This is a genomic window from Actinacidiphila sp. bgisy144 (assembly GCF_057708105.1).
The window spans coordinates 22,910-34,472 of the sequence record NZ_JBYIRM010000056.1 but is presented as its reverse complement, the minus strand read 5'-3'; the positions used below and the strand labels follow the sequence as shown (position 1 = coordinate 34,472).

Genomic DNA, 11,563 nt, shown 5'->3' with positions numbered 1-11,563 from the left:
GGGTTCCTCGCGTGTGCGGGTGCGCGCGAGTCAGGCGCCCCAGCCCGCCTGGGTGCCGCCCACCCGCTCCGCGACGATCCGCTCGGCGTAACCGGACCGCGCGTACGCCGCCATCGGGTCCGGGTCGAGCCCGCCCTCCTCGCGCAACTCCGCCAGCAGCGGCCGCACATCGGTGTTGAAGGCGTCCATCAGCACCCCGTTGGCGCCCAGCACGTCACCGGCCGCCTGCGCCGCGGCCAGCGCCTCGGTGTCCACCAGCAGCGCCTTCGCGGTGGCCTCCTGGACGTTCATCACCGAGCGGATCTGGCCGGGGATCTTCGGCTCGATGTTGTGGCACTGGTCGAGCATGAAGGCGATCTGGGAGTCCGCCGCCAGCCCGCCCGCCCGCGCGACCTCGAAGAGGATGCGGAAGAGCTGGAAGGGGTCGGCGGCGCCCACCATCAGGTCGTCGTCGGCGTAGAAGCGCGAGTTGAAGTCGAACGCGCCGAGCTTCTGCTCGCGCAGCAGGAACGCCACGATGAACTCGATGTTGGTGCCCGGCGCGTGGTGCCCGGTGTCCACGCACACCCGGGCCCGCTCGCCCAGCCGCAGGCAGTGCGCGTAGGCGGTGCCCCAGTCCGGCACGTCGGTGGTGTAGAAGGCCGGCTCGAACAGCTTGTACTCCAGGATCAGCCGCTGGTCGCCCGACAGCCGCTCGTACACCGCCGACAGCGCCTCGGCCAGCCGGTCCTGGCGGGCACGGATGTCGTCCTGGCCGGGGTAGTTGGTGCCGTCGGAGAACCACAGCTTCAGGTCCCGCGAGCCGGTCAGGTCCATCACGTCCACGCACGCGAACAGATGGTCCAGCGCCTTGCGGCGGACGGCCGGGTCGGGGTTGGTGACGCTGCCGAGCTTGTAGTCGTCGTCCTGGAAGACGTTCGCGTTCACCGTGCCCAGCGCGATCCCGGCGTCGGCGGCGGCCCGGCCCAGCGCCGCGTAGTCCGCGACCTGGTCCCAGGGGATGTGCAGGGCGACGCTCGGCGCGACCCCGGTGAAGCGGTGCACCTGGGCGGCGTCGGCGACCTTCTCGAACGGGTCCCGGGGCACGCCCTGCTGGGCGAAGACCTTGAACCTGGTGCCGGAGTTGCCGAACGCCCACGACGGCAACTCGATGCGCTGCGCGCGCAGAACGTTCTTGGCTGCCTCACGACCGGCCATGGGCGGACCTGCTTTCCGTTGCGGGGAATTGCTGACGATGCGTCACTCGGCTCACAGCGCGACCTCCACCAGGTCCACGCCCAGCAGGTCGGCGGTCGCCCTCAGCTGCGGCCGCAGGTCGCCGACGCCCAGCGCCCAGTGGTGCGAGATGCCGGTGGAACTCCACGCGTCCGTCCACTCGCCCGGGTCGCAGCCGAAGTCGACCCGCGAGGTGGTGTTGCCGATCTCCAGCAGCGGGCCGGGCACCACCTGCCCGGTGGACGCCACGAACCGGAACGCGCCGTCGCGCTGCTGCGCGATGCCGAACGCGGTGACCGGGCCGTGCGCCACGTCGAACTCCACCGACACCCCCCAGCCGCGCTTGCCGTGGTAGACGCCCAGACCGCGCAGCAGCGGGCGGCGCCGGCTGATCGCCAGGTGGGCCGGGCCGTCATGGCCCATCTCCACCACGTTGTCGCGGAAGTTCAGCGCCTGGAGCTCGGTGAACGAGCCGCCGCCGCCGAGCCGGTCCACCACCAGCATCGCCAGCGACGTCCGCAGCTCGTACTCGCCGGTGGCGGGCAGCCCGCGCGCGGTCAGCAGCGACGCGCCCAGGATCATGCCCGCGCCCAGCCGCTCGTGCTGCTCGCCCGCAAGTCCGCGGTGGTAGTAGGCGAGGCTGTCCAGCGCGAAGTCGGCCGCCAGCCGGTCCAGGCCCACCGACACCTTCGCCGCCCAGCGGAAGTCCTCCTCCTGGACGCTGGGGTCGATGTCGAAGACCTCCCGGGCCAGCGCGATCCGCTCGTCCACCTGCGCGTCGGTGACCTCGGCGACCCGCACCCGCAGGTCGTCGAACTCCAGGACCTCCATGTGGCCGCCGAAGTTCGCCGGGACCAGCGTGAGGTCCGTCGACACGTCCAGCATCCCCGGGTACAGGTGCCCCATCAGGCCGTGCCGGCCGTGCCGCAGCGCGCCGCGCACCCCGGCCGCCTCGATCCACCGGCCGATCCGCGCCCAGGCCCGCTCGTCCTCCAGATAGCCCGACACCGACCGGAAGTCGATGCCGCAGCGCAGGAAGGCGTTGGCCATCTCCGGCAGCGGGCAGGCACCGCAGTACGCCAGCCACTGCCCGGTGTCGAAGGACGCGTGGTCCATCGCCTCGGTGGGCTGGAGGTTGATCAGCAGTACCGGCGCACCGCTGCGCTGCGCGATCGGCACCAGCATCGAGGCGGTCATGTAGGTGGTGAGGAAGCCGACGATGATGTCGCAGCCGGCCACCCGCAGCGTCTCGGCGGCGCGCGCCGCGTCCTGCGCGTCGGAGACGAACCCGGCGTCCACCACGTCGGCCTCCAGCGCCCCCAGCCGCTGCGCGACGCGGTCCGCGGACCGCCGCAGCTGCGGGAGCAGGTCGGGGAACTGCGGCCAGTAGGCGCCGAGCCCGCCGGCCACCAGGCCCACCGTGGTCCGGCGGGCGGCCACCCGCGGCAGCCCCTCGGGCAGCGGGGCGTGCTCAGCGCCCGACGTCGTGGTCATCGGGTCCTCCTTCGTGGGCGCGCAGTTGGTCGTCGAGGTGGAAGACCGGCCGCAGCAGCAGGAACCCCTCGTCGGGGGCGCGGCCGTCCAGGCCGGTGAAGAAGGGCGCCATCTCGGCCTGCCAGCGGGCGTTGACCTCGGTGCGGGCCATCGCGGCCTGGGCGGCGGCGAGGTCGTCGGCCTCGACGTAGCCGACGAGCAGCCCGTCGTCGGCGGCGAAGATCGAGTAGTTGTGCCAGCCGGCCGCGGCCAGCGCGCGGAGCATGTCCGGCCACACGTGCGCGTGCCGCTCGCGGTACTCCTCGAGGCGGTCGGGCCGGACCCGGAGCAGGAAGCAGTAGCGGTTCATCCGTTCGTCGTTCCCCAAGGGCTCGCCGGGCGCCGCCGGCGCCGGCCGGCCCCGCGGGAGGGACCGGCCGGCGCCGCGCGGCGTTTCTAGAAGTCGAACTTGTCGACGTTGGTGGAGTCGAAGACGGTCGGCGGGCCGAGCACCACCGACGGGCTGCTGCTGCCGGAGGCGCCGATCACCGTGTAGCTGCCCAGCGTGCCGGCCTTGAAGGAGGACCCGGCCTGGAGGCTGGCGCTGCCGGACGCGAGCGACGCGGCCGCATAGCCGGCCAGGTAGCCGAGCTTGTTCGGGTCCCACAGCTCGAAGGACTTCACGGTGCCGTCCTTGACGTAGGACTTCATCTGCGAGGGCAGCCCGAGCCCGGTGAGCGTGACCTTCTTCGCCACGTCCTTGTGGTTGGACAGGTACTGCGCCGCCGTCGAGATGCCCACGGTGGTCGGCGAGATGATGCCCTTGAGGTTCGGGTACGCCGACAGCAGGCCCTGGAGCACCGTCAGGGAGGTGGCCGGGTCGTCGTTGCCGTAGACGGTGCTGACCAGCTTCATGTTCGGGTACTTGGCCAGCTGCTGCTTCATGTACTTGATCCAGGCGTTCTGGTTGGTCGCGCTGGCCGCCGCCGACAGGATCGCGACCTGGCCGCTGCTGCCGATCTGCTTGGCCAGCAGGTCCACCTCGGAGGTGCCGATGACCTTGGTGTCGGCCTGGTTGATGAACAGGTGGTTCGGGCTGGTGCCGCAGGAGATGTCGGAGTCGAACGAGACGATCTTGATCCCGGCGGCCGCGGCCTGGTTGAGCGACGGGCACAGCGCGGACGGGTCGTTGCCCGCGATCACGATGGCGTCGGCGTGCTTCTGGATCGCGGTCTGGATCGACGGGATCTGCGCGGCCGCGGTGTCGGCGGTGCCGGAGCTGACCACCACCTTGCCGCCCAGCTCCTCCAGCGCCTTCTTGCCGCCCTGGTCGGCCAGCACCTCGTACGGGTTCTGGGTGTCCTTCGGGATGAAGTAGACCGTCAGGCCCTTCTTGACCCCGGTCGCGGTCGGCTTGCCGGTCGGGTCGGCGCCGGCGTTAGAGGAGGAACCGCACGCCGCGAGCATCAGGCCGGCCACGGTAAGGGAAAGGAGTGCGGTCGCCCTGCGGCGTGCCGTTCTGCTAAGGGTCACGTGACTGTCTTTCTTCGAAGGGCTGGACGAGGGACGGTGGAGCAAAGCGGCTTGACGAAAAACGTGACGAAAAAGGGGCCGGGCGCCGGGAGGTGCGAAGCCGCGCCCGGCCGGGCGTCAGGCGGCCGGCAGCGGGCCGCGCCGCGCGCGGGCCCTGGCCCGCCGCAGCAACTCCCCGCCGTTCGGCACGATCACACTGACCAGCAGCAGCGCGCCGGTGACGATGTTCTGCACCTCGGGCTGGACGCCCATCTGCGTCAGCGCCTGCTGGAGGCACCCGACGATGGCCACCGCCAGCACCACGCCGATCACGGTGCCCCGGCCGCCGAAGATCGACACCCCGCCGAGCAGCACGATGGCCACCACGTTGAGTTCGAGGCCGGTGCCCGCGTCGTAGCTGACCGAGGAGTTCTTCAGGGTGAACAGGATGCCGGCGAGCGCGCAGAACAGCCCGGAGACCACGTAGAGCCCGAACTTGATCCGGTCCACCCGCACCCCCGAGAAGCGGGCCGCCTCCGGTTGCAGGCCGATCGCCACGATGGAGCGGCCCAGCGACGTGGCGTGCAGCACCACCCCGAAGAGCACCGCCAGCACCAGGAAGATCAACGCCGACCAGGCGATCTTCGTCCCCTGCACCGGCATGACGCCGATCTTGGTGAGCGAGATCGGAAAGCCGGTGATGGTCCGCGGCGCCAGCACGATCTCGGACAGGCCGCGGAAGAGTGTCAGGGTGCCGATGGTCACCGCGATCGACGGCAGCCCCATCTTCGCGACCAGCAGGCCGTTGAGCGCGCCGCCGGCCGCGCCGACCGCCAGCGCCGCGGCCATCGCCGCCCACACCGACCAGCCGTCGTGGAAGAGCGAGCCCATCACGGTGCCGGACAGCCCCAGCATCGAGGCCACCGACAGGTCGATCTCACCGGTCATCACGATCAGCGTGAGCGGCAGCGCCATGATGGCGATCTCGCCCATGTTCAGGCTGATGTAGAAGAAGTTGGTGCCGTCCAGGAAGTCCGAGGAGTGCGCGGCGCCGAAGATCACCACGGCGATCAGCACGAACACCAGCGCGGTCTCCCAGCGCACCAGCGAGCGCCACAGCGGCTGCCCGCCGTCGTCGACACCCCGGTAGGAGGCGGCCGGCGGCTTGGCGGTGGTCAGGTCAGGCGTCACGGTGTGCTCCCTGTGCGGACTGGAGGCTGCGGGCCACCCGCAGGCCCAGCCAGCGGTCGAAGGCGATGGCCGCCAGCAGCAGGCCGCCGGCGATCGCCTCGTTCCAGAAGGACGAGATCTTCGCGGCGACCAGCGCCTGGTTGATCGTGTTGAGCAGCAGCGCGCCCAGGGCGGCGCCCAGCACGGTGCCGCTGCCGCCGAAGATGGCCACCCCGCCGACGACCACCGCGGAGACCACGGTCAGCTCGTAGCCGTTGCCGCCGGTGACGTCGATCTGGGCGTGCAGCGCGAGGAACAGCGAGCCGGCCAGGCCCGCGAGCGCGCCGCTGATCACGAAGGCGCCGAACACCCGCCGCCCGGCGGGGATGCCGGCCAGCGCGGCCGCCTCCGGGTTGGAGCCGATCGCGTACAGGTCGCGGCTGGCCCGGAAGGAGCGCATCGCGTAGCTGACCACCGCGACCACCACCGCCACGATGATCGCCAGCCACGGCACCCCGAGGAAGGTGCGGTACCCCACTTCCGTGAAGGACTTGGGGATGGCCGCCGGGTCGATGGTCCTGCCGTCGACGATCACCCCGTCCACCCCGCGCACGATGTAGAGCATCGCCAGGGTCACCACCAGGCTCGGCACCCGCGTCACGACCGTGATCACGCCGTTGATCGAGCCGACCAGCGCGCCGACCGCGATGCCCAGCACATAGCCGAGCAGCACCGGGAAGCCGGCGTGGTGCTTGAAGACGTCGCCGACGACGTAGGCGGACAGGCCGACCACCGAGCCGACCGACAGGTCCACGTTGCGGGTGACGATCACCATCGTCTCGCCGACGCCGAGCAGCGCGATCAGCGAGGCGCCGGTGAGCAGCTGCTGCACGCTGTGCGCGTTGGCGAAAGCGTGGTTGCTGATCGTGGTGACCACGAAGACCAGCACGATCGCGACGCCGATGCCCAGTTCGCGGGCCCGCAGCAGCGCCGCGCCGCGTGCGAAGCGCTGGGTGCCCTGGGCCGGGGCGGGTGCGGTGAGCTGTGCGGTCATGACGCCACCGCCGCGTAACCGGTGGCGGCGCGCATGATCGAGTCCTCGTCGGCCTCGTCGCGGGCGAGCTCCGCGGTGATCCGGCCCTCGTGCAGGACCAGCACCCGGTCGGCCATGCCCAGTACCTCGGGCAGTTCGGAGGAGATCATCAGCACCGCCATCCCGTCGGCGACCAGGCCGTCGAGGATGCGGTGCACCTCGGCCTTGGTCCCGACGTCGATACCTCGGGTCGGTTCGTCGATGATCAGCAGCGAGGGGTCCCGGGCGAGCCACTTGCCCAGCACCACCTTCTGCTGATTGCCGCCCGACAGGGTGGAGACCGGGTTCTTCATCCGGCCGAACTTCAACTGGAGCCGCTCCGCCCAGGTCAGCGCCAGCTCGCGTTCCGAGCCGCGGCGTATCAGGCCGAGCCGGCCCAGCCGCGCCAGCGAGGCCAGCGCCACGTTGCGGTCGATGCCCATGTCCATCACCAGGCCCTGCTGGCGGCGGTCCTCCGGGACGAGCGCCACGCCGGCGGCCATCGCGTCGGCCGGCACACCGTTGCGCAGCCGCCGGCCGCCCACCGTGACGGTGCCCGACGTCCGGCGGTCGATGCCGAAGACGGCCCGGGCGACCTCGCTGCGCCCGGCGCCGACCAGCCCGGCCAGGCCGACGATCTCGCCGCGGCGCACGGTGAAGCTGACGTCGTGGAAGACGCCCTCGCGGGTGAGGTGCTCGACCTCCAGCACCGTCTCACCGGGGGAGGTCTGGGTCTTCGGGAAGAGCGCGCCCAGCTCGCGGCCGACCATCGACCGGATGATGGAGTCGGCGGTCACCTCCTCGATGGGCGCGGTGCTCACGAACTTCCCGTCGCGCATGATGGTCACGCGCTGGCAGCTGGCCAGCACCTCTTCGATGCGGTGCGAGATGAACAGCACCGCGGCGCCCTGCTCGCGCAGCGTGCGCATCACCTCGAAGAGCCGCTCCACCTCCACCGTGGTCAGCGCGGCGGTCGGCTCGTCCATCACCAGCACCTTGGCGTCCAGCGACAGCGCCTTGGCGATCTCGACGATCTGCTGGTCGGCGACGGACAGGCCGCGGGCCTGCCGCTGCGGGTCCAGTTGGACGCCCAGCCGCTCGAAGACCTCCGTCGCCGCCCGGTTCATCGCGGTGCGGTCGATCCGGCGGCCGGCGCGCAGCGGCTGACGGCCCATGAAGATGTTCTCCGCGACGGTCAGGTCGGGGAAGAGGGTGGGCTCCTGGTAGATGATCGACACGCCGGCGGCGCGGGAGGCCGCGGGGCCGGAGAACACCACCGGGGTGCCGTCGACCGCGAGCCGGCCGCTGTCGGGCTGGTGCACGCCGGCGAGGATCTTCACGAGCGTGGACTTGCCCGCGCCGTTCTCGCCCAACAGGGCGTGTGCCTCGCCTGGGTAGAGGGTGACCGACCCGTCCTCGAGCGCGCGCACCGCGCCGAAGCGCTTGGTGGCCTGCTCGAGGACCAGGAGCGGGTCCTTGCCTACGGGATCTTTCATCGCGCCAGGTCCTCGTCTTGGTGTGGTGCTCGGTGGCGGGTTCGCCACATGTGGGCCCACTCCCTCCCCGGAACGCGGTCCGGGACTCGTCGTGCCCTCCGTCCGAACGTCGGGCCACCGGTGAATTGGAACGTTTCACAAGGGTGAACGACGCGAGACTATGTCCTGTGTCACGTGACGTCTAGGGTCGCGCACGAAATATTCGCGGCTACGGAAGAGTGCTGGTGGGCGGGTCGCGCCGCAAGGGCTTTCGGGCGGGCCCGGGGCGGCAGCGCCCGGGGCCTTCCGGGCGCCGCGGCGGCCGGATGCGGCCCGGCGGCCGGTATCTTCCCCGAATCGTGCCGTTACGCCCCATTGCGGAGCCCGTCCGCCGCCGTTATTCTGTGCCCGTCTGAAACGACTCAGCCCACCAAGCCCGGTGCCCGGCAGGCGAGTTGCCAGCGCCTTCCCACATGCTGGAACCCGGCCTTGCGCCGCCCTCGCGCCGCTCTGCTCAGGGGGCGAGGTGGGTGCGGGTCCAGGTGAGGAGGGCGGGGGTGGCGGCCTCGATCATGGTGAGGACCGTGGTGAAGCCGTCGGGGCCGCCGTAGTAGGGGTCGGGCACGTCGAGGTCCGGGCCGCCGGCCGGGGCGGCCGGGTCGAAGGAGCGGAAGAGCCGGACCCGGGCGGGGTCGGGCACCAGCGTGCGCAGCGCCCGTTCGTGCCCGCGGTCCATCGCCAGGAAGAGGTCGGCGTCCAGATGCTCCGGGCCGACCTGCGCGGCGACATGGTCGACGGGGTAGCCGTGCTGCTCCAGCACCCGCGCGGAGCGCGGGTCCATCGGCTTCCCGACGTGCCAGGGCCCGATGCCCGCGCTCGTCACGCGCACCCGGTCGGACAGGCCGGCCCGGCGCAGGTGCGCGGCCACCACCAGCGCGGCGGACGGCGACCGGCAGATGTTCCCGCTGCATACGAAGCACAGATGCACAGGCGCCAGCCTACGGGCCTGCTTCAGCACAGCGTCACCTCCACGGTGGCACCGTAGGCGTGGTGCGTGGCGGCCTCGATCCGGGTGCCGCCGCGGGTACGGGTGACGCGCACCCCCTCCGCGCCGCCGGCCGGCCGCAGCTTCCGCCCGCGCAGCAGCACCGTGACGGACTCCCGCGCCGTGGTCGGGTCGGCCACCGCGACCGTCGTACGGCCGTCGCGGTGCTCCCGCACCAGCACCGACGCCGGACCGTCGACCTCCAGCGGCCCGGCGCGGTGCGGCCCGGGACCGAACGCGTTGGCGGCCGTGATACCGAGCCCGGTGTGCCGGACGGCCTGCACGGCGGGGGAGTTGGCGAGCACCGACAGCGGCCCGGACCGCCCGTACCCGCGCAGCGCCTGCTCGCTCGCGCCCGGCACCAGCGCGTACGCGAAACAGGCCGGCGCGGCGCCGGCCTCCTGCGCGCAGCCGACCGAGAAGACCTGCTTGGTGACCGCGGTGTCGGGGTTGGCGGTACGGATCGCCCGCCGGCTGCGGGTGACGGTCGCAAGGCCCACCCGCACCAGCGGCGCCCGCCCGGGGCCGGGCAGCAGGACGTAGCCGACCGCGGTGCCCTGCCCGCCGTCGGCGTAGCGCAGCCAGGCCAGTTCGCCGCTGCCGGGCCCGGTGAACGCACGCCCGTCCCGCAGTTGCCCGGTGACGGCGACCGGGTCCCCGGGGGCCGCGACGCGCGTGTCGAAGGTGGTGGTCACCGCCCGGCCCGCGTCGTCGCCGACGCCCGCGGCGAGCACCACCACCTCGTCGTCGAAGAAGTACCAGGACTTGGTGGCGCGCGCGTTCGCGTAGGCGACGAAGTCCGCGGGGAGCAGGCCGGCGTGGGCCGCGGCACAGGCCGCGTCGTCGGACAGCACCAGCCCGCAGGTGCCGTACGGGCCCGAACGGGCGCCCCCGGAGTGGGAGTTGGTGGACAGCGGGAAGTAGACGTAGGTGTTCTGCGCCTCCGACGAGGAGGTGAACCCGGCCGCGGGGTTGTCGTACCAGGCGGTGCCGTACAGCTCCGGCACGCTTCGCCGGGTCTGGACCGGCGCGGTCACCCCGCCCAGCGCGTAGGGCGACACGGTCGTGAAGTGGTCGACGCCGTACGCCTGCGTCTGGTCCTGGCCGGACAGGTAGAGGTAGTGCGCGCCCGCGCCCTGGAACCAGGGCAGGAGGTTCTCGCCGTTCATGTACTCGTAGCCGCTGATCCGGGTGGAGCTGCGGGCGAGGGTGAACGCCCAGCCGGGGCGGCGGTGCACCACGCGGTCCATCGCGTTGAACGCGGTGTGCTGGGCGGGCGCGTTGAGGTCCGCGGCGGGCACGGAGGGGTCGGCGAGGAGGTCGGCGTAGCGGGCGGTGCTCACCGGGGAGACGAACGACGCCGGGTCCACCGGCGCCCGCGACTCGCGCCGGACGAACTTCGCGTACCCGGCGAGCGCGGCCGCCCGGGCGCCGGTGGTGTACGCCGCCAGGTCCACCACGGACTCCACGACGGTGCCCACGTCCGCGTAGCCGGTGGTGGGGCGGGAGACCGCGCGGCCCTTGACCGCCTCCGTCATCCACCCCTCGAAGATCAGCGGCGCGAAGCTGTCCGCCACCCAGCCGGCGGCGGTGCCCGCCGGGTCGGTGCCGGCCAGGTAGCCGGTGCCGTCCAGCAGTTTGACGGTCTGTACGATCCGGCTGAGCAGCCCGGTGCCGTAGGAGCCGGTGTAGGCGACCGACGCGTGCTGGAGGTAGGAGCCGTCGGCGTAGAACCCGTCGGTGACGTGGTGCCGCAGCGCGTACGGGTCGATGGGCGCGAGCACCGTGGCCTGGTCCGCGACGGCCTTGGTGATGCGGGCGTCGTCGCCGGTCAGGGCGCCCTGCATGATGCGGTCGGTGGTGATGTCGGCGAGGTTGGCGCCGGTGTGGAAGCGGGAGTCGAGGTCGACGTCGCCGTCCTTGCCGTTGCGCAGGTAGCCGTCCATGGCGGCGACGTAGGCCGCGGTCAGATCGGGGTGGGAGGCGGCGACGGTCTCCCGGAGCAGGATCAGGGTCTTGGTGGCGTACTGCGGGATCGCGATCTCCCAGTTGAACCAGTTGCCGTAGTAGCCGGCCTGCTGGTCGCCGAAGCAGTGGTCGTAGAGCCACTGGAGCCCGTCGGCGGCGCGCTGCTGGACGGCGGTGGCGCCGGTGAGGTCGGCGGCGCCGGACGGGACGCGGGTGGCGAGCGCGATCTCGTACAGGTACTGGTAGGCGGCGGTCAGCGCGGTGTCGCTGCTGCCGAGGGTGAGGCCGGCGAACAGCTCGCCGCTGCCGGCCGCGTCCATCGCGGCCAGCCGGGTGCGGGCGGTGGCGGCGATCGCGGCGAGCTTGGCGGCGACCTCCGGGCGGGCGTTGGAGGCGGCGGTGCCCGCGAAGACGTCGACGGTGTTGGACAGTACGGTGGCGCGGTCGGCGGGAGTGCCGGGGGCGCCCCGGGGCGCGGGGGCGGTGCCGGCCGTGGTGGCCGTGGTGGCCGTCGTGTCGGCCGTGGTGGCCGACGCCCGGTCCGGCGCCGCGGCGAGCACGGCGGTCGCGGGCACCGCGGCGATCAGGGCGCGGCGGGAGATCTGCACGGCGGGGCCTCCAGGGGTGGGCGGA

The 11,563-nt window shown here is 72.4% G+C and carries 9 protein-coding genes; all 9 read right to left on the bottom strand.

What is annotated here, in order from left to right:
* Window positions 1-30: 30 nt before the first annotated feature.
* Window positions 31-1,197, bottom strand: coding sequence for an L-rhamnose isomerase (gene rhaI, locus AC3EVP_RS35850; RefSeq protein ID WP_435137697.1), 1,167 nt, complete (start codon window positions 1,195-1,197; stop codon window positions 31-33).
* A 51-nt stretch (window positions 1,198-1,248) separates the two neighbouring features.
* Window positions 1,249-2,709 carry an arabinose isomerase gene (locus AC3EVP_RS35845; RefSeq protein ID WP_435137694.1) on the bottom strand — a complete coding sequence of 487 codons (1,461 nt, stop codon included), beginning with the start codon at window positions 2,707-2,709 and terminating at the stop codon, window positions 1,249-1,251.
* Entirely contained in the window at window positions 2,687-3,058 is a 372-nt protein-coding gene (locus AC3EVP_RS35840) for an L-rhamnose mutarotase (protein ID WP_435137691.1), read from the bottom strand. Before AC3EVP_RS35840 ends, AC3EVP_RS35845 begins: the two co-directional genes overlap by 23 nt.
* Window positions 3,059-3,144: 86 nt before the next feature.
* Window positions 3,145-4,155, bottom strand: a complete 1,011-nt coding sequence (locus AC3EVP_RS35835) for a substrate-binding domain-containing protein (protein ID WP_435137700.1) — start codon at window positions 4,153-4,155, stop codon at window positions 3,145-3,147.
* Between the two features lie 183 nt (window positions 4,156-4,338).
* On the bottom strand, window positions 4,339-5,391 hold the full coding sequence (locus AC3EVP_RS35830; protein ID WP_335976650.1) for an ABC transporter permease: 1,053 nt from the start codon (window positions 5,389-5,391) through the stop codon (window positions 4,339-4,341).
* The gene (locus AC3EVP_RS35825; RefSeq protein WP_435137688.1) at window positions 5,381-6,424 is read right to left on the bottom strand and encodes an ABC transporter permease; all 1,044 of its coding nucleotides are present in this window, start codon (window positions 6,422-6,424) and stop codon (window positions 5,381-5,383) included. Before AC3EVP_RS35825 ends, AC3EVP_RS35830 begins: the two co-directional genes overlap by 11 nt.
* A complete protein-coding gene (locus AC3EVP_RS35820; protein WP_335976645.1) occupies window positions 6,421-7,938 on the bottom strand; it encodes a sugar ABC transporter ATP-binding protein in 1,518 nt (505 codons plus the stop codon). The genes AC3EVP_RS35825 and AC3EVP_RS35820 overlap by 4 nt, the downstream gene beginning before the upstream one ends.
* A 493-nt stretch (window positions 7,939-8,431) precedes the next feature.
* Entirely contained in the window at window positions 8,432-8,905 is a 474-nt protein-coding gene (locus AC3EVP_RS35815) for a low molecular weight protein-tyrosine-phosphatase (protein ID WP_435137684.1), read from the bottom strand.
* Between the two features lie 23 nt (window positions 8,906-8,928).
* Window positions 8,929-11,538, bottom strand: a complete 2,610-nt coding sequence (locus AC3EVP_RS35810; RefSeq protein WP_435137681.1) for a polysaccharide lyase family 8 super-sandwich domain-containing protein — start codon at window positions 11,536-11,538, stop codon at window positions 8,929-8,931.
* Window positions 11,539-11,563 lie beyond the last annotated feature (25 nt).

What these genes read in the sequence shown, in the direction of transcription:
- rhaI (WP_435137697.1), bottom strand. Translation starts at nt 1,197, where the DNA reads ATGGCCGGTCGTGAGGCAGCCAAGAACGTTCTGCGCGCGCAGCGCATC.
- AC3EVP_RS35845 (WP_435137694.1), bottom strand. Translation starts at nt 2,709, where the DNA reads ATGACCACGACGTCGGGCGCTGAGCACGCCCCGCTGCCCGAGGGGCTG.
- AC3EVP_RS35840 (WP_435137691.1), bottom strand. Translation starts at nt 3,058, where the DNA reads ATGAACCGCTACTGCTTCCTGCTCCGGGTCCGGCCCGACCGCCTCGAG.
- AC3EVP_RS35835 (WP_435137700.1), bottom strand. Translation starts at nt 4,155, where the DNA reads ATGCTCGCGGCGTGCGGTTCCTCCTCTAACGCCGGCGCCGACCCGACC.
- AC3EVP_RS35825 (WP_435137688.1), bottom strand. Translation starts at nt 6,424, where the DNA reads ATGACCGCACAGCTCACCGCACCCGCCCCGGCCCAGGGCACCCAGCGC.
- AC3EVP_RS35820 (WP_335976645.1), bottom strand. Translation starts at nt 7,938, where the DNA reads ATGAAAGATCCCGTAGGCAAGGACCCGCTCCTGGTCCTCGAGCAGGCC.